21 protein-coding genes are annotated in these 25,022 nt (G+C 61.9%); 13 read left to right on the forward strand and 8 right to left on the reverse strand.

Annotation, left to right across the window (positions count from 1 at the left end):
• The 3 genes from G3O01_RS39640 to G3O01_RS39650 all read right to left on the reverse strand — a co-directional run.
• On the reverse strand, positions 1–248 hold a 248-nt coding region (locus G3O01_RS39640), incomplete at its 3' end, for a DUF3348 family protein (protein ID WP_205812933.1).
• A 191-nt stretch (positions 249–439) separates the two neighbouring features.
• A complete protein-coding gene (locus G3O01_RS39645; protein WP_205812934.1) occupies positions 440–1,456 on the reverse strand; it encodes an alcohol dehydrogenase in 1,017 nt (338 codons plus the stop codon).
• A 220-nt stretch (positions 1,457–1,676) separates the two neighbouring features.
• Positions 1,677–2,771, reverse strand: a complete 1,095-nt coding sequence (locus tag G3O01_RS39650) for a nucleoside hydrolase (RefSeq protein ID WP_241024666.1) — start codon at positions 2,769–2,771, stop codon at positions 1,677–1,679.
• A gap of 321 nt (positions 2,772–3,092) precedes the next feature.
• Between G3O01_RS39650 and G3O01_RS39655 the strand changes: the two genes are divergently transcribed.
• The 4 genes from G3O01_RS39655 to G3O01_RS39670 are packed head-to-tail and all read left to right on the forward strand — an operon-like array spanning position 3,093 to position 8,117.
• Complete coding sequence (locus G3O01_RS39655; RefSeq protein ID WP_205812936.1) at positions 3,093–5,513, forward strand: penicillin acylase family protein; 2,421 nt, start codon at positions 3,093–3,095, stop codon at positions 5,511–5,513.
• Positions 5,510–6,508: a diacylglycerol kinase family protein gene (locus tag G3O01_RS39660; protein WP_205812937.1), complete on the forward strand. Its 999-nt coding sequence runs from the start codon at positions 5,510–5,512 to the stop codon at positions 6,506–6,508. Before G3O01_RS39655 ends, G3O01_RS39660 begins: the two co-directional genes overlap by 4 nt.
• On the forward strand, positions 6,505–7,359 hold the full coding sequence (locus G3O01_RS39665) for a metallophosphoesterase (RefSeq protein ID WP_205812938.1): 855 nt from the start codon (positions 6,505–6,507) through the stop codon (positions 7,357–7,359). The genes G3O01_RS39660 and G3O01_RS39665 overlap by 4 nt, the downstream gene beginning before the upstream one ends.
• The gene (locus G3O01_RS39670; protein ID WP_205812939.1) at positions 7,359–8,117 is read left to right on the forward strand and encodes a phosphatase PAP2 family protein; all 759 of its coding nucleotides are present in this window, start codon (positions 7,359–7,361) and stop codon (positions 8,115–8,117) included. The genes G3O01_RS39665 and G3O01_RS39670 overlap by 1 nt, the downstream gene beginning before the upstream one ends.
• A 12-nt stretch (positions 8,118–8,129) precedes the next feature.
• Here the strand turns inward: G3O01_RS39670 and G3O01_RS39675 are convergent, their stop codons facing one another.
• The 3 genes from G3O01_RS39675 to G3O01_RS39685 form a co-directional block, all read right to left on the reverse strand.
• Complete coding sequence (locus G3O01_RS39675) at positions 8,130–9,077, reverse strand: DMT family transporter (RefSeq protein WP_205812940.1); 948 nt, start codon at positions 9,075–9,077, stop codon at positions 8,130–8,132.
• A 227-nt stretch (positions 9,078–9,304) separates the two neighbouring features.
• Positions 9,305–9,814, reverse strand: coding sequence for a DUF1269 domain-containing protein (locus tag G3O01_RS39680; protein WP_205812941.1), 510 nt, complete (start codon positions 9,812–9,814; stop codon positions 9,305–9,307).
• A 128-nt stretch (positions 9,815–9,942) separates the two neighbouring features.
• Positions 9,943–10,194 carry a hypothetical protein gene (locus G3O01_RS39685; RefSeq protein WP_205812942.1) on the reverse strand — a complete coding sequence of 84 codons (252 nt, stop codon included), beginning with the start codon at positions 10,192–10,194 and terminating at the stop codon, positions 9,943–9,945.
• Between the two features lie 186 nt (positions 10,195–10,380).
• Here G3O01_RS39685 and G3O01_RS39690 point away from each other — a divergent pair, with 186 nt between their 5' ends.
• The 6 genes from G3O01_RS39690 (at position 10,381) to G3O01_RS39715 (ending at position 16,655) form a co-directional block, all read left to right on the forward strand.
• Positions 10,381–10,866, forward strand: coding sequence for an adenosine-specific kinase (locus G3O01_RS39690; RefSeq protein ID WP_205812943.1), 486 nt, complete (start codon positions 10,381–10,383; stop codon positions 10,864–10,866).
• A 26-nt stretch (positions 10,867–10,892) separates the two neighbouring features.
• The gene (locus G3O01_RS39695; protein WP_205812944.1) at positions 10,893–11,795 is read left to right on the forward strand and encodes a DUF4922 domain-containing protein; all 903 of its coding nucleotides are present in this window, start codon (positions 10,893–10,895) and stop codon (positions 11,793–11,795) included.
• A gap of 114 nt (positions 11,796–11,909) precedes the next feature.
• Entirely contained in the window at positions 11,910–12,752 is an 843-nt protein-coding gene (locus G3O01_RS39700) for a MaoC family dehydratase N-terminal domain-containing protein (RefSeq protein WP_205812945.1), read from the forward strand.
• Between the two features lie 33 nt (positions 12,753–12,785).
• Complete coding sequence (locus tag G3O01_RS39705) at positions 12,786–13,949, forward strand: acyl-CoA dehydrogenase family protein (protein WP_205812946.1); 1,164 nt, start codon at positions 12,786–12,788, stop codon at positions 13,947–13,949.
• A 14-nt stretch (positions 13,950–13,963) separates the two neighbouring features.
• Positions 13,964–15,142, forward strand: a complete 1,179-nt coding sequence (locus G3O01_RS39710) for a CaiB/BaiF CoA-transferase family protein (protein ID WP_205812947.1) — start codon at positions 13,964–13,966, stop codon at positions 15,140–15,142.
• Between the two features lie 118 nt (positions 15,143–15,260).
• Positions 15,261–16,655, forward strand: coding sequence for an MFS transporter (locus tag G3O01_RS39715; protein WP_205812948.1), 1,395 nt, complete (start codon positions 15,261–15,263; stop codon positions 16,653–16,655).
• A gap of 13 nt (positions 16,656–16,668) precedes the next feature.
• Here the strand turns inward: G3O01_RS39715 and G3O01_RS39720 are convergent, their stop codons facing one another.
• Positions 16,669–17,616, reverse strand: coding sequence for a LysR substrate-binding domain-containing protein (locus G3O01_RS39720; RefSeq protein ID WP_205812949.1), 948 nt, complete (start codon positions 17,614–17,616; stop codon positions 16,669–16,671).
• 311 nt (positions 17,617–17,927) lie between these two features.
• On the opposite strand from G3O01_RS39720, the gene G3O01_RS39725 reads away from it, so the two are divergent.
• From G3O01_RS39725 to G3O01_RS39735, 3 genes are all read left to right on the forward strand, one after another.
• Positions 17,928–21,932, forward strand: a complete 4,005-nt coding sequence (locus tag G3O01_RS39725) for a hemagglutinin repeat-containing protein (RefSeq protein WP_205812950.1) — start codon at positions 17,928–17,930, stop codon at positions 21,930–21,932.
• 15 nt (positions 21,933–21,947) lie between these two features.
• A complete protein-coding gene (locus G3O01_RS39730; RefSeq protein ID WP_205812992.1) occupies positions 21,948–22,217 on the forward strand; it encodes a hypothetical protein in 270 nt (89 codons plus the stop codon).
• A 62-nt stretch (positions 22,218–22,279) separates the two neighbouring features.
• Positions 22,280–24,061: a ShlB/FhaC/HecB family hemolysin secretion/activation protein gene (locus tag G3O01_RS39735; RefSeq protein WP_205812951.1), complete on the forward strand. Its 1,782-nt coding sequence runs from the start codon at positions 22,280–22,282 to the stop codon at positions 24,059–24,061.
• Between the two features lie 118 nt (positions 24,062–24,179).
• On the opposite strand, the gene G3O01_RS39740 is transcribed toward G3O01_RS39735, so the two are convergent.
• Positions 24,180–24,998, reverse strand: coding sequence for a CoA ester lyase (locus tag G3O01_RS39740; protein WP_205812952.1), 819 nt, complete (start codon positions 24,996–24,998; stop codon positions 24,180–24,182).
• Between the last annotated feature and the right edge of the window lie 24 nt (positions 24,999–25,022).

Raw genomic sequence — 25,022 nt, forward strand, 5'->3', positions numbered from 1 at the left:
CCCAGCGACGCGCGCAACCGCACGCACTCGCCTTCCGCGCTGCCCGCAGCCCGCGCGCCGGAGGCAACGGCGGGCGGCTTGCTGTTGAGCGCCGTCGACAGCCCAATCGCGTCCGTCCAGCCGAGCCACTGGCTCAACTGGTCTGACAGCGACTGGCCCGAAGCGGAAACATCGGCAGCCGTCAGCCGCGCGAGCAGGCGGACGAGCGTCGGACCGCTTACCGCCGTGCGCTGGAGGGCTTGAACCATACGACCAAAATCTCGAAAAGGCAGCATTTTACGCGCTGCGGGAGGTGAAATTGCCTGGCGGGGTGTCGATCGGGAGCCAAGGGCATGCGAGAGTCGCCGCAAACCCCGGCGAACATTGGCAGAGCGCGATTTACAGCCGCCGTCGCGAAGTTCGCGACGGCGGCCTTCTGGCGCCTTGTAAAACGAAACGGCTACTGCATCGTCAGCACGACACGGAAACGCGCGGCGCCGCTCATCATGCGGTCGTATGCTTCCGCCGCGCGTTCGAGCGGATAGGTTTCGATCATCGGCTTGACATCGGAGAGTGCGCTGAAGGCGAGCGTGTCCTCGGAATCCGCCGACGAACCCGACGGCCAGCCCACCACCGCATTGCGCCCCATGATGAACTGCACCGGCGGCACTTCGATCGGCTTGTCGGCCACGCCGAGGATGATCAGCTTGCCGTCGAGCCCCAGCCCGCCCAGGGTCGCCGTCATCGCGTCGCCGCTCGTCACTGTCGCGAGAATGACCTTCGCGCCGCCGAGCGCCTTCAGCGCGTCCGCGACATTCTGCGTGCGGCTGTCGATGTAATGATGCGCGCCGAGTTGCTTCGCGAGCGGCGCCTTGTCCTCGCCACGCGCGATCGCCACCGTCCGGAACCCCATGCGCCGCGCGAACTGCACACCGAGATGCCCCAGCCCGCCGATACCCAGAATCGCCACCGTATCGCCCGCTCGCGCACCACTGTTGCGCAGCGCGTTGAACGTCGTGATGCCCGCGCAAAGCAGCGGCGCGGCGTCGACGTCGTTGAGATCTTCGGGCATGCGCGCGAGCGCTTCGACGGGCGCGACGAGATAGTCCGCGTAACCGCCGTCGTAGCTGATGCCCGGCACCTGCGCCTTCTCGCACACCACGAAATAACCGCGCCGGCAATTCGCGCAATGACCGCAATGGCCGCCGTGCCAGCCCACGCCAACACGTTCGCCCGCCTTCCACCCTTCGACACCCGCGCCGACGGTATCGATCACGCCCGCCACTTCATGCCCCGGCACGCGCGGAAACTGCAGACCCGGCCACTGGCCTTCCTTGGTCAGCGAGTCGCTGTGGCAGATGCCGCACGCCTGCACCTTGATCAACACCTGGCCCGGTCCCGGCGACGGCACCTCACGTTCCACGAGTTCCAGCGCGCCGCCTGCGCTGCCCACCTGTACCGCTCTCATCTTTCGCATCGAATTTGCTCCAGTCGAAGAACAGTCCCTCCAGCGCGGCCTGTACGCCGATATGCAGCGGCGAATACATCCGACGTGCCGCATCGCAACGCAGCCGGCTGGTCCGAAATGGATACTAGGTGGTGAATGGTGCGTGTGCAATTGAACGGTCGCTTACACACTCGCCTGCCCGCTTGTGTGCCCGCTTGTGTGCCCGCGCGTCTGCCCGATCACGCGCGTGTCACGGCAGTTTCACAGGCACGGGTCGCGTCAGCAGATCGACGTAGAAATCGAAAAACCGTGCGTTATCGAAACGCTTGACGATCGTCATCTTCTGCAACCCTGCGGGCGGCGCACTCGCGTATCCCGTCGACTTGCCGTCGTTCGCGCCGAAGCTCGTGTCGACGTCGACCCAGCGTTCCTCCGTCTGCGTCGCGAAAGTCGGGTCCATCAGATACGCGATGGTCAGCGTGTCCCAGATATCCGTGGTGTAGTTCGGATTGGTTTCGAAGCCGTTCTTGCCGTCGAACCCGTAGCCGTTCAACTGCCTGAACAGCTTGGTGATGATGGTCTGTCTGTTCGGATCGCGCACGACGCGGTCGTAGATGGACTTGTCCATCTTCACGGTGTCGGTGACGTCGAGCGGGATCACCGTCTGCCTGATGGGCAAACGCAGTACTTCGCGCGCTGCTTCGGGATCGAACCACCAGTTGAATTCGGCGGTTGCCGTGGTGTTGCCGGGGACGTCGATCGCGCCGCCCATGTAGATGATCTGCTTGATCAACGGCACGATCTCGGGATGCCGGCGTGCCGCGAGCGCGATGTTCGTCAGTGGACCGATAGCGAGGATCGTTATCTGGTGCGGGTTCGCCTTCACCGTATCGGCGATGAAATCGACTGCGCTCTTGCTCTGCACACGCGTGTGCAGAGCAAAGCCATCGGGCGGCGCGACCAGTTGTGCGTCCGAAGTCGGCTCCGGCGTGCCCCATGCGCCGAGATAACCGTCACCGCCCGGGAACTGCGCGCGTTCCCGCTGGATTTCCGGGTACGGATGCGCCAGCGCGTAATTCGCACCCGCATACACGCCGATGCGATCGCCAACGCCCAGGCGCTCCATCGACTTCAACGCATCCGAGACACCCTGCCTGAGCCACTGGTTGCCCGACACCACCGTGATGCCAAGCAACTCGATCCTGCCTTGCGCCTGCAGTTGCGCGGCCATCACGCCGAGCTGACCGTCGTCGCTCATCGTGTTGTAGTCGCTGTCGAGAATCACCTTCGGCGCCGCATGCGTGTTGCCGCGCGTCATGCCATTTCCGCCGCAGCCCGACAGCATGACCGCGCATGACACCGTGACGAAAAGTCGCTTCAATGACGTCTCCCTGTTCTCGTTCGTAATCGTGCTGCGCGACGGTGGCTGCATCGACAGAAGGCTCATCATAGTGGGAAAGCCAACGTGCGCAAACCGCCGATCGCGCTAAAAGGCGCATGGGCCTTGCTTCTGCTGATGCTATCAATGCCCGTTGCATGCACATGCATAACGTTGCATCCACAAGCAACATCGGACACGCGATGTTGTGATCAACAAACGAAGAAACGTCGGGTACAGTCAATATCCTCACGGAGACATTGCGTTGCGAACATAAGGAGGAAACAAGTGCAGGCAAGACACACTCTCGCAGTCATATTTGCATGCGCGACGCTTGGCGCGCTGTCGGCTCAACCGGCTCGCGCGGACAGCGCGCCCGACGAAACGATCACGGTGGAAGGTCTGTCGCGCCCAACCGACATCCTCATCGACAAATGGGGCGTACCGCATATCTTCGCGCAGAACGAGCACGACGCGTTCTTCGTGCAGGGCTTCAACGCGGCGCGCGACCGCATGTTCCAGATCGACCTGTGGCGGCGGCGCGGTCTCGGTGAACTGGCCGAAGTGTTCGGCCCTGCCTATGTCGAGCAGGACAAGGCGACGCGGCTCTTCCTGTATCGCGGCGACATGTCGGTCGAATGGAAACGTTACGGGCCCGACGCCAAGCCTGTCGCAACGCAATTTGCCGCGGGCGTGAATGCGTATATCGACTGGCTGGCCGCGCATCCGGACCACTTGCCGTATGAATTTCGCACAGTCGGCTACTGGCCCGCGAAGTGGTCGGCCGACGACGTCGTGCGTATCCGCAGTCACGGCCTCACGCGCAATCTGGAGAGCGAAGTGGCGCGCGCGAAGGTCACGTGCAAGAGCACGCTTGCCGCGGATTCGATCCGTTTCGGTCTGCAACCGCAGTGGCAGCCGCATATGCCGGAAGGACTCGATCCGTGCCTGCCCGACAACGTGCTCAAAGTCTTCGACCTCGCCACGCAGAATGTCCGCGTAACGCGCGATTCACTGAAGAGCGCCGATGCATCGACCACCGTGATCGCCGCTGCGGAAAACCTCGAAGAAGTCACGGAGGGCAGCAACAACTGGGTGATCGCACCGGAGAGATCGGCGACAGGCCGCGCGATCATGGCGAACGATCCGCACCGCGCGTATGCCGCGCCGAGCCTGCGCTATATCCAGCAGATCAGCGCGCCGACGCTCGACCTGATCGGCGGCGGCGAGCCTTCGTCGCCGGGTGTATCGATCGGACACAATGGCTCGATCGCATTCGGCCTGACGATCTTCAACATCGATCAGGAAGACCTGTACGTCTACGAACTCAACCCGGCGAATCCCCATGAGTATCGCTACAAGGGGCGCTGGGAGCCGATGCGCATCGTGCGCGAACAGATCGCGGTGCGCGGCGGCGCGCCCGTCACAGCGGAACTGGCGTTCACGCGGCATGGGCCTGTGATCTACACGGAAGACGCGAAACATCGCGCGTTTGCCGTGCGCACCGCGTGGCTCGAACCCGGCATGTCGCCGTACTTCGATTCCGTGCGCTACATGCGCGCGAAGAACTACACGCAGTTCAGAAACGACCTGTCGACGTGGGGCGCGCCGACCGTCAATCAGGTCTATGCGGACACGCAAGGCAACATCGGCTGGGTGCCGAGCGGGCTTGCGCCAAAGCGGCCGAACTGGGACGGCCTGCTGCCAGTGCCGGGCGACGGTCGCTACGAATGGGCCGGCTTCTGGCCGCGCGACGACATGCCGTCCACATTCGACCCGAAGCAGGGCTACTTCACGACGTCCAACGAAATGAACCTGCCCGCCGGTTATCCGTACGCGGAACGCAAGCTCGGCTTCGAATGGACGAATGGCTCGCGCCATCAACGTATCGATGAAGTGTTGAAGGCGTCGACGAAAGTATCGATCGAAGACAGCGAGCGCCTGCAGAACGACAACGTATCGATCCCCGCGCGGCGTCTCGTCGCGCTGCTCACGCCGCTCTCATCCGACGATGCCGACACGCGCGCGGCGCTCGCGCTGCTCAAGGGCTGGGACGCGCAGATGGGCGCGAACTCCGCGCAGGCAGCGCTGGAGGAAGTGTGGCTGTCGCGACACCTGGGCCGCGCGTTCAAGCAAGCGGTATTGCCGAAGGACGCCGCCGATGCCTTCGGCGCGCCCGACACCGCCGTGCTGCTCGATTCGCTCGAACATCCCGACGCCCGCTTCGGCGATAACGCACAAGGCAAACGCGACACCGTCATGCTGACCAGCCTGCGCGACGCGTATCGCGAGATGGTCAAGCTGCAGGGCGCGGACGCGAGCGCATGGCAATGGGGAAAACTGCAAACCAACCTCAACGCCCATCCGTTCGCCGATCTCGTCGACGCCGACATGCGCGCGAAGCTCAACGTCGGGCCGACAGGCAAAGGCGGCAGCGCCTATACGCCGAATCAGTCCACGTATCGCGCGAGTGACTTCCGGCAGACCAACGGCCCGTCGTTTCGCGTGATCGTCGATGTCGGCAACTGGGACAACTCGCGCGCAGTGAATCTGCCGGGCGAATCGGGCGATCCCGACAGCCCGCATTATCGCGATCTCGCGCAGATGTGGCTGCACGGCGAGTATTTCCCGCTGCTCTACACGCGCGCCGCCGTCGAACAGGTGACGGAAAAGCGCATCCATCTCGTGCCCGGCGCGCAGACGCAATGAACCAGGCCGCGCGTCCATCCACCGATCTTGCGCACGGCGAAATCCGCCAGATGGACCCGCGTGCGCCGTTCGTGATCGTGATGAACGCGGGCTCGGGCCGCAAGCAAGGCGGAAGCACGGCCGCATTGATCGCGGACAAGTTCGGCAAGGCGCAGCGCGAGTATGAGCTGATGCTCGTCCACGATCCGTCGCAGCTCGGCGCGACGGCGCAACGCGCGGTCGAACGCGTACGGGCGCGCGGCGGCGTGGTGGTCGGCGCGGGCGGCGACGGCACGCTGTGCGCCCTCGCGCAGACGGTGATCGGCAGCGGCTGCGCGTTCGGCGTGCTGCCGTGCGGCACCTTCAACTACTTCAGCCGCGACCACGGCATTCCCGCCGACCCCGCGCGTGCCGTCGATCTGCTGCTGACGGCACGCGCGCATCCCGTACAGGTCGGCTACGTCAACGAGCGCATGTTCCTCGTCAATGCGAGCCTCGGGCTGTATCCGAAGATGCTCGAGCATCGGGAACTCTACAAGCGGCAATTCGGGCGCAGCCGGCTGGTCGCACTGTGGTCGGCCGTCACGATGCTGTTGCGCCGGCACCGGCATCTGCGGCTGCACGTCGATCACGAAGGCACGATGCAGGAGATTCGCACATCGACCCTGTTCGTCGCGAACAACCGGCTTCAACTCGAACAGGTCGGCGCGGCGGAAGCGCCGTTGCTGGCGCAAGGCTTGCTGGTTGCACTGGCGCCGCGCGCGATCGGCCGCATCGCGCAAATCGTGCTGTCGTTGCGCGGCGCGGCAAGCCGGATGAGCGATGCGGACAATGTGATCGCATTTGCGTTTCACCGCTTCACGGTGACGCGTCCGTCGAAACGCAGACGGCGTGTCAAAATCGCCATGGATGGCGAGGTCACGCGCATGCCGATGCCACTCGAATTTCGTGTCGGCGAAACGCCGCTTTATCTGCTCAAACCCGAGGCCGATGTCGCCGCCCTAAACCGCTCATGACGCTGTTGCTCCAGATCTCCGATCCGCATTTCGGCACCGAACGGGCTGAGGTGGTGGAAGCCTTGCTGCAACTCGCCGCGCGCGAGCGGCCCGATCTCGCGGTGCTGTCCGGCGACATTACGCAGCGCGCGCGGCGCAACCAGTTCGCAGCGGCGCGGGCCTTCGTCGATCGTCTGGGTGCGACACCCGCGCTGGTGATTCCGGGCAATCACGACATTCCTCTCTTCAACCTGTTCGCGCGCGTGCTGCATCCGTATGCGAATCATCGGCGTGTGTTTGGCGATGAACTCGAACCCATATTTTCATCGCACGACGCGCTCGTGATAGGCGTGAACACGACACGCGCTGCGCGGCACACCGATGGCGAAGTGTCCGCGGAGCAGATCGAACGGGTTGCGCAACGCCTGGCGCGCGCGACGCCGCTGCAATTGCGCGTGGTCGTCACGCATCAACCCGTCGCATCCGTCACGGTTGAAGATACGCACAACCTGTTGCACGGCCACGAACAGGCTATCCGCCGATGGGCGCAGGCGGGCGCGGACCTGATCGTCGGCGGGCATATTCATTTGCCTTATGTGCTGCCGCTCGCGAGCCGGATGAATATCGCGCGGCCCGTGTGGGCCGTGCAGGCGGGCACAGCCGTGTCGACGCGCATTCGCGCGCAGATCCCAAACTCGGTCAATCTGATTCGCTACGAAGCCACCGAAGCGAACACGCGCACGGCCATCGTCGCGCGTTACGACTTTGCAGAAGACGGCAAGGCTTTCGTGCCCGTGCTGGAGCATGTGCTCGAACTCGCGGGAACGGAAGCCGCGCCCGCGCCCGCCTCCGTGCGCGCGGCGGGCACGTGATGATGGAAGTAGCCAGTCTCGCGGGCCGGCACGCGCTCGAACTGATGGTGCTGACGTTGCTCATCGGAGAGTGCATTGCGTATGGCGCGTTTCGCATTGGCCGCGCACGCGTGTTGACGTTTGGTGCGGGTATCGGCTTAGGCGTAGTTGTCATCGCCGCAGCGACGGCTGCCTTCGCTACGATCACGCACGTGCTGTTGACCAATCCCGTGTTGACCCACTTCGACCTTGCGTTCGCGCTCGAACTCGGCGCCTCAGTCCCGCGCGATGTCAAACACTTCTTTGCCGCCGCGACACACGTCGGCGATCCGTGGGTGCTGGCCGTGTGCTGCGCGGCGGGCGTCATGGCACTGCTGTGGAAGCGTCACACGCTGCTCGCCTGCGCGCTTGCCGCGGCATCAGGCGGCAACGGGCTGCTGAACATGACACTCAAGCAACTGATCCGCCGTGCGCGGCCCGAATACGACACGGCGCTTGCATCCGTGCATAGCTGGAGTTTTCCGAGCGGCCACACATCCGGCTCGCTCGCGACGTTCGGCGCGCTTGCCTACGTGCTCATACGTACGTTGCCCGCGCGCTGGCGGCTGCCCGTCGTGCTCGGCGCGGTGGCAGTGATCGGCACGATTGCGTGGAGCCGTCTGATGATCGGCGTGCATTTCGCCAGTGATGTGCTTGCCGGCGCGTTGTCGTCGACGGCATGGCTTACGGCGTGCGTGCTGGCTGCGGAATACCTGCGTCGACGCACGATCAGCCAATAACGCGCTTCACGTTCACACCGACCCGATCTTTCCGTCGCGCCGCTGCCGTGCAAACACGAACTTGAGCCACTCGCGTCCATTGACCAGCAGCATGCCGGCCAGCACGAACGCCGAGCCCGCGAGGAAGGTCGGATCGAGCCGTTCGTGCAGCAGCAGCGCGCCAAGCGCGACGCCGAACATCGGCGCCATGAACGACAGCACGCCAAGCCGCGACGCAAGATACACCCTTAGCAGATAGAACCACGCGACATAGCTGAAAAAGCAGACGACGAGTGCCTGAAAGCCGAGGCTCGCCCACACCAGCGTATTGCCATGAAACGCGGACTGGCCGGACAGGAACGCAAACGGCAACAGTACGATAAAGGCCCATACGAGCTGGATGAACAGCGTCTGCGTGGCGGGCGCTTCACTCAGACGCGTCGCGCGGACGATAACGGTCGTCACGCCCCACGCAGCCCCTGCGCACAGACCGAGCAGATCGCCCAGCATCCAGTTCGGCGCCGATGAACTCGCGCCACGCCCCGCGCCCGGCCCGACAAAGGTAATCACAATGCCGACGAATGCGATAGCAATACCCGACCACTGCATGCGCGTCAGGCGCTCGGAGGGCAGCGCGAGTTGCAGGCCAATGGCGGCGAACATCGGCGCGGTGTAAATGAAGACGGCCATGTGCGACGCCGTGGTGTAGCGCAAACCTTCGGCGATGAACAGAAACTCGGCCGCAAACAGCAACCCGACCAGCGTTCCCGGCCCGAGCGCAACACCCTTGAGCCATGTATCCCGCACGATCAGACGGCCGAACACCCACACCAGCACGGCGGCAACCCCGGAGCGCAGCGAGACCTGAAGCATTGGCGCGACATCGGCCGCAATCGATTTCATCGCCGCCTGTTGCAGTCCCCATATCAGGCACAGCAGCACCATGCTTGAAACGGCGAAGCCGTCCAGAGTCTTTCTCATTGAGTTATTCGCCAGCACGTCTTTGCGCGAAAGCGCCCGTTCCGTATAACGGGCGTGAGTCGCGTGGATAGAAACTGCGCGGCGGGTAAGTGCGTCGACGGCCAAGGAATGCCGTCAGGACGAATCGTGTCGACCCAGATAGTGGAAGCGCTCACCGCGCGCAAGGCATTCGATTCTGGACGATTTGGACGGTGTTGTCGAATGCCTTACAGCGCGCAATGGGTTTGCTAAGGAAAGATCGGCGTAGTCGGCTCCGCGCCTTCGAGATCGGCGCGCGGCACATGCTGCGCGATCAGTTCTTCGATCTCATGTTCGCGCGATCCCGGCACGTCCGCCATGATGAGCAACTGCCCTTCGCGTATCGCTTCGCGGAAGCGCTCAAGCTGCGTATTCGGCTCGTTCACGCCGATCATGGTGGCCGTCCACGCGCCGAAACCGGCGCCCGTCAACGTCAGCATCACCACCGCGCCGCCCGCGATGGCAAGTTGCGCAGGCGGAAATGCGAGCGCCACGAGGCCCAGCAGCGCGCCCGTGGCGCCGCCGAGCGCCACGCCGCGCTCCAAAGCATGCACGACGTCGCTGCTCTGCAGCAAAGACGCTTGCGGCAACTGTTCGAGGGTGACGCTGTGATTTGCGAGCACATGAATGTGCCGCCAGGTGATCCGCGCGCACAGCAGGTCATCGACGATGGCCTTTGCTGTGGTCGTGTCGGGGGCGAGAAAATAAAGGCGTCTCATATCGGCTCTCCGTCAGATGGCGGGTGTCCGCAACGGGGCGATGCCTTTAATCGTACGCCTGATTGGGCTGTTCAGCGGGCTGCGCTCATATGTTGTCGCGCATATGGCGCAGTGCCGCAATGCAACAATCAGCTATGTCCCGTCACGAATTTCTTCGTTGCGTGATAACCGTGCTTGCTCGCGTCGGCAACGGCATGGCCCGCCGACTTCGCGCCGCGTCCGATCGCATGCACGCCGTCGCGAACGGCGTGCCCGGTCTCCCGGCCCGCGGTCTTGGCGTCGGTCTTGAACTGGTGGGCGCCGCTCGCGAGGCTCGCGTGCGCCAACGGGCTGGCCATGGCAAGCACGGCCACGATGATGGAAATTTTGCGCGTGTTCATGCCCCTGATTTTCCCATATCGGGTCATTGCAAACTTTTCGACTTTGTATCGCGATGTTTCGGCATTGGGCTATCCAACGATCCGCTTACATCAGCGGCTTTCGCTCGCGTGCGCTTGCGTCTAGGCTAGAACAAGCGCAATACACATCTTCACCGGCGTTCTGCCGCACACGGAGCGAGGCCCGCCATGCAATTGTCCGCCGTTACCGTCGTCAAGCCCGAAGCGACCAACTTCATACTCGGGCAATCCCATTTCATCAAGACTGTCGAGGATATTCACGAAGCGCTGGTTGGCGCCGTGCCCGGCATCAAGTTCGGACTCGCATTCTGCGAAGCGTCCGGCAAGCGGCTCGTGCGGCGCTCCGGCAACGATGACGGGCTGATCGACATGGCCAGCCAGAACGCGATGAATGTCTCGGCCGGACATAGCTTCTTCGTGTTTCTCGGCGACGGCTTTTTTCCCGTCAACGTGTTGAATACGCTGAAGAGTGTGCCCGAGGTGTGCCGCATCTTCTGCGCGACGGCCAACCCCGTCGAGGTGCTGGTTGCGGAAACGGATCAGGGACGCGGCATCGTGGGTGTAATCGACGGCTTCTCGCCGCTTGGCGTCGAAAGCGCGGAAGACGTGCAATGGCGCAAAGACCTGTTACGCACGATCGGCTATAAACTCTGACGCAACCAATCTTCGCATCTGGAACGATGGATCATTTGCGCCTGACTGCTGGAACGTTATGGGCCGCCATAGAACGGCAGACTGAACACGCGCTGCGTTGCGGCGCGCTGCAACCTATCGATACCGTTCAGACCGTCATCGAAAGCGTCGGCGTGCGGTTCGTCGTACGGCAAGTGTCGAGCCTCACGCGCAAGGAACAGCAACGCGAGCAGGCGCGCAAGCTTCAGACACAGGATCGGCCCGCAGCGAACCCGTTCCTGCCGTACGAGCCCGATCTGTTCGTCGCTGATATCTCCGACACGCATCTCGCCTTGCTCAACAAGTTCAACGTGATCGACCATCATCTGCTGATCGTCACGCGTGATTTTCAGCGCCAGGAAGCGCTGCTCACGCTTGCGGACTTTGAAGCGCTGATGGCTTGCATGCGCGAATTCGACGGCATTGGTTTCTACAATGGCGGGCCTGAAGCTGGCGCGAGCCAGCCGCACAAGCATCTGCAGATCGTGCCGCTGCCGCTTGGCGACCCGGCGGACGCGGCCGTACCGGTTGAGCACCTGTTGGCGCAGGCCTGCGTCGAAGGGCATAGGGTGCCCGGTTTTCCGTTTCGGCATGCGTTTGCGCGTATTGCGCTCGACCGCGCCGATGCCGCTCACGCCGCGCTTTCCTGCTACCGCACGCTGCTAGATTCAGCAGGCCTGGGCGCGATCGATGTTGATGGCGAATCGTGCCAGGCGTCTCCATACAACCTGCTTGTCACGCGCCGCTGGATGCTGGTCGTGCCGAGATCCGCGGAACGTGTTGACGGAATCTCGGTGAACGCGCTCGGCTATGCAGGCTCGCTGTTCGTACGCGACGCGGTGCATAGGGCGTTGATCGAGCGGCTCGGCCCGATGACCGTGTTGCAGCGTGCGGGCGTACCCCGTCCGTAATAGGATCGTCCTATGACTGGCACATGAAACTGGTATTTCCGCCCTATTCCTGCTTCACCTAAAGTCTCCATATCGAGAACGAACGCGCTGGCACAGCCGGCGACGGAGACGAGCATGAACTCGCAGTCCGCTGCAACCGATACGCATTGCGTGATCGCCGCCGATATCGTCGTGCCCACTTCGGCTGTCGCGATGAGCGCCACGCTCGACTACGACACCCCGCCTCTTCCCGGCGACGCGCTTCCCCTTCTCTGGCACTGGATCTTCTTCCGCCCCACGGTCCCGCAATCGCAGATTGGCGAAGATGGCCATCCGAAGAAAGGTGGCTTTCTTCCCGATCTTGGCTTGCCGCGTCGCATGTGGGCGGGCGGCCGCTTGCGTTTTCATGCGCCGCTCACGGTAGGCAGCGCGATCACGCGCGAATCGTCGATCCTGAACATCAGCGAAAAGGAAGGCCGTACCGGCAAGCTCGGCTTCGTGACCGTGAATCACAAGGTCTATTGCGAAGGCACGCTCGCGATCGACGAAGAACATGACATCGTGTACCGCGCGCCGGCCGTGCCAGGCACGCCCGCTCCAGCACCGACAGCCGCGCCCGAGGCGGCGCAGTGGCACAGGCAGATCGTCCCGGACGAAGTGCTGATGTTCCGCTACTCGGCGCTGACCTTCAACGTGCATCGCATTCACTACGACAAGACCTACGTGACTGAAGTGGAAGGCTATCCGAACCTCGTCGTGCACGGACCGCTGATCGCCACGCTATTGATGGACCTGTTACGCAGGCATGCGCCTGACGCGACAGTGCGCGAATTCTCGTACAAGGCGCTGCGTCCGAGCTTTATGGGCAACACGCTGCATCTGTGCGGCCAGCCGTCGGCGGATGGAAAGACTGTCGAACTCTGGTCGAAAGATCACGAAGGCTGGCTGACCATGACCGCACGCGCCACGCTCGCCTGATTCCGCAATCTAGCAACCGCATTCGATTTCAACATGATCCATACCGTTACCGATCCGTTTCAGGACATCCGCGAAGCCGTTCGCGATCTTTGCGCGCAATTCCCGGCCGAGTACTTTCGCAAGGTGGATGAAGAACGCGGCTACCCCGAAGCCTTCGTCGATGCGCTAACGAAAGCGGGCTGGCTCGCCGCCTTGATCCCGCAAGAATACGGCGGCTCGGGGCTGGGGCTGACGGAAGCGTCCGTCATCATGGAAGAAATCAACCGCTCGGGCGGCAACTCGGGCGCGTGCCACGGCCAGATGTACAACATGGGCACGCTGCTGCGCCATGGCTCGGACGAACAGAAGCGTCTGTATCTGCCGAAGATTGCGAGCGGCGAACTGCGCCTGCAATCGATGGGTGTCACCGAGCCGACCACCGGCACCGACACGACGAAAATCAAAACAACGGCTGTTCGCAAAGGCGACCGCTATGTCGTCAACGGACAAAAGGTGTGGATCTCGCGCGTCCAGCATTCCGACCTGATGATCCTGCTCGCGCGCACCACACCGCTTTCCGACGTCACGAAGAAAAGCGAAGGCATGTCGATCTTCATCGTCGACCTTCGCGAAGCGATCGGCCACGGCATGACGGTGCGTCCCATTCCCAACATGGTCAATCACGAGACCAACGAACTGTTCTTCGACAACCTCGAGATTCCCGCCGACAACCTGATCGGCGAAGAAGGCATGGGCTTCAAGTACATCCTGGACGGACTGAATGCCGAGCGTACGCTGATCGCAGCCGAATGCATCGGCGACGGTTACTGGTTCATCGACAAGGTGTCGCAGTACGTGAAGGACCGCGTCGTGTTCGGCCGCCCGATCGGCCAGAACCAGGGCGTGCAGTTTCCGATTGCACGCTCTTACGTCAACATCGAAGCGGCGAACCTGATGCGCTTCGAGGCCGCGCGCCGCTTCGACGCGCACGAGCCATGCGGCGCGCAAGCCAACATGGCGAAGCTGCTCGCCGCCGATGCATCGTGGGAAGCAGCCAATGCCTGCCTGCAGTTTCATGGCGGCTTTGGCTTCGCGGCTGAATACGACGTCGAGCGCAAGTTCCGCGAGACGCGGCTCTATCAGGTCGCACCGATTTCGACGAACCTGATTCTGTCGTACGTCGCCGAGCATATCCTCGGTCTGCCGCGTTCTTTCTGACAGCGAGTTCGACTATGCGTCCGCTACAAGGCATCAAGGTCGTCACGTTCGAACATGCGATCGCCGCGCCCTTCTGCACCCGCCAGCTCGCGGATCTCGGTGCGCGCGTCATCAAGGTCGAGCGACCCGGTGTGGGCGACTTCGCGCGCGGCTACGACGAGCGCGTGTCGGGACTCGCGTCGCATTTCGTGTGGACGAACCGCTCGAAGGAAAGCATCACGCTAGACGTCAAGCAGCCGCAGGCGCTCGACATCGTGCACAAACTGCTCGCCGACGCTGACGTGTTCGTGCAGAACCTCGCACCCGGCGCGACGCAGCGCCTCGGTCTCGACTACGCGACGCTCAGCGAGAAGTACCCCAAGCTGATTGTTTGCGACATTTCCGGTTATGGACTGGATGGTCCCTATCGCGACAAGAAAGCTTATGACCTGTTGATCCAGAGCGAATCTGGCTTCCTGAGCATCACGGGTTCGGACGGCCAGCCGGCCAAAGCGGGTTGCTCCATCGCCGACATTGCAGCGGGCATGTACGGCTACACCAATATTCTCGCTGCACTGCTGGAACGCGCGCAGACGGGGCGCGGCAAGCATATCGATGTATCGATGCTCGAAAGCATGGTCGAGTGGATGGGTTATCCGCTCTACTACTCGATCGACGGACAGACGCCGCCTGCTCAGGCTGGCGCCGCGCACGCAACCATCTTTCCGTATGGTCCGTTCATGGCCGGCGATGGCAAGACCGTGATGCTCGGCCTGCAAAACGAGCGTGAATGGAAGAACTTCTGCGAAACGGTGATCGCGCGTCCCGATCTGCTCGCGGACGAGCGTTTCGCTTCGAACAGCGGCCGTACAAAGCATCGAGAAGAACTTACACGGATCATCGTCGACGCGTTTTCCGGGCTGACAGCGGTGCAAGTGATCGAGCGCCTCGAAAAGGCCAGCATCGCGAATGCGCAGATGAACGACATGCACGACGTCTGGAACCACGAGCAACTGAAAGCGCGTCAACGCTGGACCCATGTGCAGACGGCCGCGGGCGAGATTCCCGCGCTGTATCCGCCCGGTGTGTCCGCCGACAGCGAACCGCGCATGGACGCCGTCCCGGCGCTCGGCGCGCATACGAACGCGATCCTGCAGGAACTCGGCTTCAGTCCATCGGAGGTGGAAGCGCTGCGTGCAGCCAAAGCCGTGTAGCAGAACGGCAAGCGCTCGAAGCGCCTTTCACACCATCCGGGCAATCACTTCAAAACAATAGTGCCCGCCTTGCCCTCTTCCAATTGGCGGCAAGGCATCCAAACCAGGAGACAAACCTATGTCAGTCAATGCCGCTGGCCGGCTGGACCGTCTGCCCATTTGCCGCTTCCACTGGAAGATACTCGGCCTGATCGCGGGTGGCGCGTTTCTCGATGCATTCGACATCTATCTCGCCAACGGCTCCGTCGCGGCGATGGTCAAGGAGGGCTTCACCGATCTGCAGCACGGCGCGATGTTCGTGTCTGCGACCTTTGTCGGCATGATGCTCGGTGCGTATGCGGCGGGACACGTCGGCGACCGGCTCGGACGGCGGTACTCGTATCAGTTGAATCTCGCGATCTTCGGCATCGCCTCGATTGCGGCCTGCTTCGCGCCGAATATCGAATGGCTGATCGGATTGCGCTTCATCATGGGTATCGGGCTCGGCGCGGAACTGGTGGTCGCTGCCGGCACCCTCGCCGAATTCGTGCCGCCCGCGACGCGCGGCAAATGGGTGTCGCTGCTTGCGATCATCATCAACAGCGGACTCTTTGCGGCGCTTGCGGCGGGTTACTGGATCATTCCGAACCTCGGCTGGCGCTATATGTTTGCGATTGCGGGTGTCGGCGCGCTGGTGGTGTGGTTCCTGCGTCACCGGATGCCCGAGTCGCCGCGCTGGCTCGAATCGACGGGCAAGCTCGATGAAGCCGAAGCGACGTTGTCCGCGATCGAGCGTGAAGTGGAAGCGCGCGTCGGCAGCTTGCCGCCCGTGCAGCGCGTGGTCAATCTGAACGTCGGCGCGGTGCCGTTGCGCGCGCTGTTCGCGCCGGGCATGCGTGGACGTACCTGCGTCGCGGCGCTCACGGCAATTGCCGTCAACATCGGGCTGTACGGATTCATTGCGTGGCTGCCGACCTTCTTCGTCAGCGAAGGGTTGTCGATCGTCAAGTCGCTCGGCTTCGTGATGCTGATGTCGATCGGCTCACCTGTCGGTGGTCTCGTCGGATATCTGATTGCGGACCGCATCGGCCGCGCGAAAGGCATCGTGCTCGCGGCGCTGGTGAGTATAGTGCTGGGCTGGATCTACGTGACGTTGCGCGAGCCGGCGCAGATCATCGTGGTCGGCTTCTGTCTGGTCACGACGATCTACACGATCACGACACTCGGCCTGTTCGGCTACATTCCCGAACTGTTCCCGACCGAAGTGCGCTTGCGCGGCACGGGCGTCGCGGGCACGTGCGGACGCGCTGCGTCGATTGCAACGCCCTATCTTGCGCTGCTGCTGTACCAGCGTGTCGGCGTGTCCGGCGTGATTGCGATGGTGAGCGTGATCTTCGCGGTGCTGTGCGTTGCGGTTCTCATACTTCGCGTCGAAACGAGCCGCCACGCGCTCGAAGACGTCGCACCGGGAACGGCCGACGCCGCGTCGAATACCCAGGACCGCGATGCCGCGCGTGCGGCGGAGCATGCGTAACTACGTGTGAATGTCAGCCCGGCGTGGCCTGCTTGCGCAGCGTCACGCCTTGCCACGCCTCGCCCTCGACCAGTTCCGCGATCAGCTCGACGAGCGTTTGCCGCACGGCCACCGTCGCGGAATGCATCGGTACGCCGTTCGGCCAGCAAATGCTGGCGGGACGACGAATGACGGGATCGACGATCTTGCGCATCTTCGGCATGCGCGCCCGATCGAGTTGCGCGAGCGCAGACGAAGGAAGAATCGTGCAGGCCCGGCCCGAATGCGCGATAGCGAGCATCGACGGCAACGAATCGATATCGGCGATGATATTCAGTTCGACCTTTTCGCTCGAGAACGTCCGCTCGATCAGCAGACGCAAGCCGTTCAACACACCCGGCGCGACCAGCTTGACGCCCGCGAGCTTCGCTAGTGCGCAGGTACCCGAGCGCGGCGAGACCACACCGCCTGGCTCGCCGAGCAGGTAGAGCGCCTCATCGAGCACCGGCAAGGCCGAAATGCCCGGCGTGTCGGACTCGCGAAACAGGATGGCGAGGTCGAGTCGTCCATTGGCGAGCAATTCGTTGAGATATCCGCTCATGCTTTCGAAGAACTGCAGCCGGATGCCAGGATAGCGATCCTGCACGCGCTCGAAGAGCGGCACGGCGAGCACCGACGCCATGGTCGTTGGCAAACCGACGGCGACCGTGCCTGACTCACTGCCCGCGCCTTTTGTCACTTCCTGCCTGAGTTGCTCCATTTGCCGCAGCACGAGCCGCGCGTGTCGATACAGTGCGTCGCCTTCGGCTGTCGGTGTCACGCCGTGATTGCTGCGCAGTAGTAGCGGCACGCCGAGTTCTTCTTCCAGACGAGCCATCTGCTGGCTCAGCGAAGGCTGGGCGACGAAGAGCTTTTCGGCCGCTTTCCCGAGACTGCCGTAATCGACGATGCTGACGAAGTAGCGAAGCTGGCGAACATCCATAAGCGGGAGTCGATTTGAGCGGTTGAGTGGCTGGATTTGGTGGTTATTTTATACCGTGCTTTTGTGCTTGTTGGGGCGATCGGAGCTGAATGCATCGTTGAGACGATCAGGACTCTCGCGCTGCGCCGATGCTCGTCGCGCGCGTCCCACGGGTCATGATCACGTTCGGGATTGCACTCTGCTTTGCTTCTATCAGATAAGACTGATTTTGCCGGTTTTGTTGTTTTTGCTTTCACCTTGACACATCTCAACAATGATTCAAGCGGGCGTACGCTAGGGTTACCGGCCCAACAATAAGCAAAACGAACAAAATGCATCGAAATAGCCACCGGCTCGTGTTCAGCCGGTTGCGCGGCATGCTCGTGGCCGTCGAGGAAACCGCAGCTGCAACGGGCAAGTCAACGGGAGAAACGAATGCAAACCACGACGCATGGGTAGCACAGGAAACCAACGCTTCGTTGTGCCGTTTTATTATTGCGCCGCTATTGCTCGCGGTCGCACCGCTGCTTTCATTCGCACAGATCGTACCGGGCGGCTCGCATGCGCCGGGCGTCGTCACGACGCAGAACGGTATTCCTCAGGTCAACATCAACAAGCCTGCCGGTTCGGGCGTGTCGGTGAACACCTACAGCCAGTTCGACATCCAGAAGAACGGCGCAATCCTCAATAACTCGCCGACCATCGTCAATACGCAGCAGGCTGGATACATCAACGGCAATCCGAACTTTGGGCCGAACGATGCCGCGCGTGTGATCGTCAATCAGGTCAACGGCAATTCGCCGTCGCAGTTGCGTGGCTATCTGGAAGTCGCGGGCAAGAATGCACAGGTTGTCATCGCGAATCCGAACGGGTTGATGGTCGACGGTGGCGGCTTCATCAATACGTCGCGCGCGACGCTCACGACGGGCACGCCAAACTTCGCGGCCGATGGCTCGCTTTCGGGATTCAATGTCACCGGCGGCAATATCACCGTGCAGGGCGCGGGGTTCAACGGCTCCAATATTGACCAGGTGGATCTGCTGGCGCGCGCGGTACAGATCAATGCCGCAATCTACGCAAAGAACCTGAACGTCGTGACGGGTTCGAACGCGGTCGACTACAACACGCTTTTCGCCACGCCCGTTGCGGGAAACGGCGCAGCGCCTGGCGTGTCGATTGACGTTAGCAACCTGGGCGGCATGTACGCGAACCGTATCGTGCTGGTCGGCACGGAGAACGGCGTCGGCGTGTCGAATAAGGGCGTGCTGGCGGCACAGTCCGGTGACCTGATCCTCACCACGCAGGGCAAACTGGTTCTCGCCGGTCAGACCAACGCAAGCGGCAACATCACGGCGAGCGCGCGCGATGGTATCGACAACAGCGGCACCACCTACGCGCAGCAAAGCGTCAGCACGAACACGTCGGGCGCGCTCACCAACAGCGGCACACTCGCCGCGCAACAGAACCTTACGATCGATGCCGGTAGCGTTGCATCGACGGGCACGCTTGGCGCTGGCGTGAACGGCGACGGCACGATTGCCGGTTCCGGCGACCTGTCTGTGACGGCTACGGGTGCAGTCACCGCAACTGGCCGCAATGCAGCGGGCGGCAATGCAACGCTGAAAGGCTCGACCGTCGATCTTGCAGCCAGCAACACGTCAGCCAAGGGCGCTCTGACGCTTACGGCGAGCAGCGGCAACCTGAACCTGTCCGGCGCGACCGCGGCAGGCGCTGACCTGCACGTCACAGGCAGTGACCTGATTGCCGCAAAGAACATCACGGGTACGGGCGCGAACGTGACCATCGACGCCGCGACGAACGCCGCGCATCACGACGAGACGCAGGAAGTCAGCAAGAGCGGTTTCACGCTGGCCGTGAAAGCGCCTGAGATCGACGCCATTTCGAACACCGTCGACCAGGCGCGCGCGGCGAGCCGCAGTCAGGATGATCGCGCGTCGGCGCTGCACGGCATGGCGGCGGCAAGTGGCGCACTCGACTCCATCGGCGCGGTGGGTGGCGCAATGAGCGAACTCGCCAATGGTCAGACGCCGTCAGCGAAGATCGAACTCAGCTACGGCAGCAGCCATAGCAAGAGCACGTTCACGGAGGACAGCACTTCGAACCGGGGTTCCAGTGTCACGGCAGGTGGCACGGCGGCATTCGTTGCGACCGGCAATAGCACGGCAGGAAGCGGCAATGTCACGATCGCGGGTTCGAACGTGAATGCGAACGATGTGATTCTCGCCGCGAAGAACCAGATCAATCTCGTCAATACGACCGATACCGATTCGACACGCAGCACGAACCAGTCGAGCAGCGCGAGTGTCGGTGTGTCGTATGGCACGCAGGGGTTCGGCGTGTCGGCTTCCATGGCAAAGGCACACGGCGACGCGAACAGCGACGCGACGATGCAGAACAATACGCACGTCACGGCCACGAATACCGCGACGATCATCTCGGGCGGCGATACGAACATCATCGGCGCGAACGTGAATGGCCGTCAGGTGAATGCCGATGTCGGCGGCAACCTGAATATCGCGAGCGCGCAGGACACGATGACAAGCGCAGCGCATCAGAGCAGCACGGGCGGCGGGTTTAGTATCAGTCAGGGCGGCGGTAGCGCCAGCTTTAGCCATAGCAGTGGCAGCGCGAGCGGCAGCTACGCGGGCGTCAACGAGCAGGCAGGCATCCATGCGGGTGACGGTGGTTTCAACATCAATGTCAAAGGCAATACGGACCTGAAAGGCGCGACCATCGCGAGCGATGCCGATGCGTCGAAGAACAATCTGTCGACGGGCACGCTGACCTACGCCGACATACAGAACCAGTCCAGCTACAACGCGCATTCGAGCGGGTTCAGCGGTGGCGTGACGACGGGCGACGGCGGCTCGAACTACACGACGCACGGCCCCACTTCCCGCAAGAACGCGGGCGGCGGCGCACCGATGTTGAGCCAGAACGATAGCGGCAGCGACAGCGCCACGACGCGCAGCGGCATCAGCGCGAGCACGATCAACGTGACGGACAGCGCGCATCAGATGCAGGACGCTGCAAGCCTGAACCGCGACACGGCGAACACGAACGGCACGGTCGCGAAACTGCCGGACGTGAACAACCTGCTGGACAAGCAGGCCGACATGATGGCGGCAGCAAGCGCGGCGGGCGAAGCAGTTTCGCGGCGCGTGGGTGACTTTGCGGACTCGAAATACAAGGAAGCGGAGAAAGCAGGCGATCAGGCGGGCATGGATGCGTGGAAGGAAGGCGGCACGGCGCGCGCGGAGATCCAGGCAGCGGGCGCGGCGATCGTCACTGGCCTCGCGGGCGGTAACGCGCTCGGAGGTGCGGCCGGTGCAGGTATCGCGTCGATGGCTGCGGGCAAGCTGAACGAACTGAGCGGCGCGATTGCGAGTTCGAATCCGACCGGCAACGAAGGCATGAACGAAGCGCTCGGGAACATTGTCGCGAACGCTGTCGCAACGGCCGCAGGCGGCGCGGTCGGCGGTAACGCGGGCGCTTTCTCCGGTTATGACGTTGACCGTTACAACCGGCAGTTGCACCCACAGGAAAAGACACTGGCAAAGCAACTGGCGGAAAAGGCAAAAGCTGACGGGTTGAAAAACCCGGACGGATCGTCCATCACGGCGGCACAGATCGAAGACCAGATGCGGATTATGGGCGGATCATTTGATGCAAGTCGTGAATCTGGCAGCGCTGTTACATTGATTGGCGAAATGCCGACCGACTCAGGTGCGCGTTGGCTTGCTGCTCCAGAAACCAGCGATGGAAAGCCGGTCCTCACGCAGATTACCGCGCAGCCGAATCTGGGGTTGCAGAACTATATCGCTACCAATGCCGGATCGGTGTCTGCTGGCGATGTGCCGAGTATCGTCTATGACCCAACCGCAAAGGGCGGCGGCGTGAATGTGACAGGGCCGTTTGCCAAGCTGGACAAGTCCGATGTTGATTACGTGAGAGAAACAACCGCGAACGTTGCGGGTTTTGCTGGCACTCAATTCGATCGCACATCGGCGATGGCCACGGCGCTTGCTTCGGCGGGGCTACCGTTCCCGTTCGTTTCGACATCCGCCGAAGCCATAGCCGTAAGTGCATCGTTCGTTTCATGGGCCGCAGGCGGGATTCAGCAACTCGCTAAGCCCGACGCTGGCAACTATGCTGTCGCGAACCTGATTTCTCAGATGACCGGGAAGGCAATGGGAACATACCCATTCGCAGCACCTGTAATTAACGAAGTTGGTAATCTCATTAGCAACAGCGGAGTCGCGCAAAGCGCGCAAGATTGGGTTAACTCAAAATGGCCCACGTCTAACAAAAAATAAGCGTTGCATAAGCCTATGAAACTCAAATTGATTGTTGATGGAAACCTTGCGGGATGGGCGCAGACAGCCTTGATCGTGATTGGGATAGCAATGCTCTATTTCGGCTTATCCGTGGAACGGCTACCCCGACCATTAGCGCTAGCGATAGTCATACTTGCTATACCCGTGGCAGCGATAGGAGGCTACTGTGGCCGCGCAAAGGCACTCGGATTGAAGCCGTTCGACAACAGCTACAAGAAGGCTCGCGACAGCTACAAGGTCAAAGACGGCGAAAACAACAAGTGATGAGAGACGCGGCGATCACATCGGTCGCCGCGTAGCAGCACGAATCAGGATTCAGTTCTCACATGAAGATAAGCAAGAGGCTGGCGGCTTTGCCGCTCTCAGCCATGGTCACACTCGCGTCCGCACAAAACGCACCGTCACCGGCGGACAAGGCAGCAGCTGCACGTGCAAACGCTGAACAGAACCAGCAACTACAGCAACAACACGACGCACAGCAACGCGAGCAGAATGTCAACGCGCCCGCCGTGCGCTCGACCGTGCCGAACGCCGGGCTGTATCCCGAACTGCCTCACGAATCGCCGTGCTTTCGCATCGACACGTTCACGCTCGATGTGCCCGCCACGCTGCCTGATATCGCACGCAAGCATGGCGCGTCCAATCTCCCGCTCGATCCTTTCTGGTTCGGGCGTGAATGGCTCGACCATTACAAGGGCCAATGTATCGGCAAGGCAGGACTCGACATACTCACAAAGGGGCTGCAACAGTCAATCCTCTCGCGCGGCTACGTGACAATGCGCGTGCTGTTGCCTGAACAGGATCTGTCGACAGGCACGCTGAAAGTCGCACTCGTGCCGGGTGTCGTGCGTCATCTGCGCTTTGCCGATCCCGACACACGCGGCACATGGAAATCCGCGTTTCCAACACGCGACGGCGACCTGCTGAACCTGCGCGACCTTGAGCAGGGGCTAGAACAGATGAAGCGCGTCGCGAGTCAGGACGTGGACATGAAGATCGAACCGACCGACACGCCAGGCGAAAGCGATATCGTCCTGAACATCAAGCGCGCGAAACCCTGGATCTTCGTCGTATCGGCGGACAACTCGGGCACGAAGGCAACGGGCAAATGGCAAGGCAACGTGAGCCTCGGCATCGACAATCCGCTCGGCCTGAATGACATATTCACGTTCGGCGCAAATCAGGACCTGTCCTTCGGCAACAAGACACTCGGCTCGCACGGTTTCAATGGATCGTATTCGGTGCCTTGGGGTTACTGGACGGCTACGCTGTCGGGCAACACGAACACCTACTATCAGAACTTGGCGGGAGTGAACCAGACGTTCGTATCCAGCGGCAACTCGCAGACCGCTGCGTTCAAGATCGCGCGCGTGCTATCCCGCAGCCAGGCCGATGTATTCGGCGCATATGTCCAGTTATCGAAGCGCTTCGGCGAGAGCTTCATCGAAGGGACAGCCATCCCTGTTCAGCACCGCAACAACACGTTCATAGAAGTGGGCACAACCGACCGCCATTACTTTGGCAGCGCACAGTTCGACGGCACGCTCGCCTACCGTCAGGGCATTCACGGCCTCGGCGCGACGGGCAACCCGAACCCTGATCTCTACAACCCGATTGACCAGGCCGCATTACACCCGACCTATCTGTACAAGATGGCGGTACTCGACACGAACCTGGCGATACCGTTCGCCATTGCGTCACAGAACTTCCGCTACGTGACGACGTTTCACGGTCAGTTCACGAACGACCTGCTGTTCTACATCGACGACCTGACCATCGGCAGCCGCTACACGGTGCGCGGTTTCGACGGCGAAACGATGCTCGCGGCAGAGAAAGGTTTCTACTGGCGCAACGAACTGCAATGGCCCGTCTTCCAGACGGGACAGACGCTTTACGCGGGGATCGACTACGGGCGCGTGTTCGGGCCAAACACGGCGATTCTGGCGGGTACCCAACTCGCGGGCGCGGTGATTGGCATTCGCGGCGGCATACCGGCGAAGTATGCGGGCCTCTCCTATGACCTGTTCGCGGGCACGCCCATGTACAAACCGGCCGGATTTCCTACTGCGCGGTTGACGGCGGGCGTACAGGCAACGATGCAGTTTTGATCGAAAAATGTCGGCCTTTAGCAATGGAGCGACAGGCGGGCATGCCCGTCTGTCGGCCTACCTCTTGACCGCGCATGCCGCCAAATAACAACACCCTTTGACCAACCATCCCGCCAACTCACAAACGCACCGCCTCAAGAATACTCCGCGCCCGAAGCACTACAGGCCGATCGACCATCTTCCCATCAACAGCAACGGCCGCACCATTAGCTCTTTCGAACGCATCGAGCACTCTCTTTGCCCACGCAATCTCCGTTTCATCAGGAGCAAAGCACTCGTTAACACCAGCCACCTGTCGAGGATGAATGCAAAGCTTGCCTGCAAACCCCCAACGCTTCGCGCGCAGTGTCTCCGCCTCGAGCGTATCGGCATCGTCAATAGCAGCAGTAACACCATCGACAGGCGGCCGGATATCCGCAACCCGAGAGATCATCACAAGCTGTGCGCGAAACGTATCGAGTTCATCTCCATCGGACGCCATACCCATATCGGCACAGAAATCCAGCGTACCGAACATCAGTTGACGCACAAATGGAGCCTTGGCAACCTCAAGCGCGTTCCACATCCCCTTTGCACTTTCGATCAACGGAAACACCGGCATCGTGCTTCTGGTACGCGAAACGAGTATAGAAACATCACTAGCCCGCTCGGCTTTTGGCAACACAATCCCCGCAACGCCACGCAATTTACCCAGCAAGGCATCCTGCTCAAACCACGGCGTACCCACTGCGTTCACGCGGATCAATACTGGGCGTTCCGCAGAGAACCACGCTGCGACACCCTCTCTCGCCCGGTCCTTGTCTTCGGGAGAAACTGCATCCTCAAGATCGACAATAACCGCGTCCGCACCGCTCCCCAGCGCCTTCTCGAAGCGCTCCGGACGCGTACCAGGCACAAACAAAAACGAACGAAGCGGCCGATCAAACAGTTGCGACATCTCGACTCCTGGTAACCATATTCG

Source organism: Burkholderia sp. Ac-20365 (genome assembly GCF_017104715.1).
Lineage (GTDB): Bacteria > Pseudomonadota > Gammaproteobacteria > Burkholderiales > Burkholderiaceae > Paraburkholderia.

Excerpts from the sequence above, each read along its gene's own strand:
- G3O01_RS39645 (WP_205812934.1), bottom strand. The coding sequence starts at position 1,456 with ATGCGAAAGATGAGAGCGGTACAGGTGGGCAGCGCAGGCGGCGCGCTG.
- G3O01_RS39650 (WP_241024666.1), bottom strand. The coding sequence starts at position 2,771 with ATGCTGTCGGGCTGCGGCGGAAATGGCATGACGCGCGGCAACACGCAT.
- G3O01_RS39660 (WP_205812937.1), top strand. The coding sequence starts at position 5,510 with ATGAACCAGGCCGCGCGTCCATCCACCGATCTTGCGCACGGCGAAATC.
- G3O01_RS39665 (WP_205812938.1), top strand. The coding sequence starts at position 6,505 with ATGACGCTGTTGCTCCAGATCTCCGATCCGCATTTCGGCACCGAACGG.
- G3O01_RS39670 (WP_205812939.1), top strand. The coding sequence starts at position 7,359 with ATGATGGAAGTAGCCAGTCTCGCGGGCCGGCACGCGCTCGAACTGATG.
- G3O01_RS39675 (WP_205812940.1), bottom strand. The coding sequence starts at position 9,077 with ATGAGAAAGACTCTGGACGGCTTCGCCGTTTCAAGCATGGTGCTGCTG.
- G3O01_RS39680 (WP_205812941.1), bottom strand. The coding sequence starts at position 9,814 with ATGAGACGCCTTTATTTTCTCGCCCCCGACACGACCACAGCAAAGGCC.
- G3O01_RS39685 (WP_205812942.1), bottom strand. The coding sequence starts at position 10,194 with ATGAACACGCGCAAAATTTCCATCATCGTGGCCGTGCTTGCCATGGCC.
- G3O01_RS39690 (WP_205812943.1), top strand. The coding sequence starts at position 10,381 with ATGCAATTGTCCGCCGTTACCGTCGTCAAGCCCGAAGCGACCAACTTC.
- G3O01_RS39695 (WP_205812944.1), top strand. The coding sequence starts at position 10,893 with ATGGATCATTTGCGCCTGACTGCTGGAACGTTATGGGCCGCCATAGAA.
- G3O01_RS39700 (WP_205812945.1), top strand. The coding sequence starts at position 11,910 with ATGAACTCGCAGTCCGCTGCAACCGATACGCATTGCGTGATCGCCGCC.
- G3O01_RS39705 (WP_205812946.1), top strand. The coding sequence starts at position 12,786 with ATGATCCATACCGTTACCGATCCGTTTCAGGACATCCGCGAAGCCGTT.
- G3O01_RS39710 (WP_205812947.1), top strand. The coding sequence starts at position 13,964 with ATGCGTCCGCTACAAGGCATCAAGGTCGTCACGTTCGAACATGCGATC.
- G3O01_RS39715 (WP_205812948.1), top strand. The coding sequence starts at position 15,261 with ATGTCAGTCAATGCCGCTGGCCGGCTGGACCGTCTGCCCATTTGCCGC.
- G3O01_RS39720 (WP_205812949.1), bottom strand. The coding sequence starts at position 17,616 with ATGGATGTTCGCCAGCTTCGCTACTTCGTCAGCATCGTCGATTACGGC.
- G3O01_RS39725 (WP_205812950.1), top strand. The coding sequence starts at position 17,928 with ATGCATCGAAATAGCCACCGGCTCGTGTTCAGCCGGTTGCGCGGCATG.
- G3O01_RS39730 (WP_205812992.1), top strand. The coding sequence starts at position 21,948 with ATGAAACTCAAATTGATTGTTGATGGAAACCTTGCGGGATGGGCGCAG.
- G3O01_RS39735 (WP_205812951.1), top strand. The coding sequence starts at position 22,280 with ATGAAGATAAGCAAGAGGCTGGCGGCTTTGCCGCTCTCAGCCATGGTC.
- G3O01_RS39740 (WP_205812952.1), bottom strand. The coding sequence starts at position 24,998 with ATGTCGCAACTGTTTGATCGGCCGCTTCGTTCGTTTTTGTTTGTGCCT.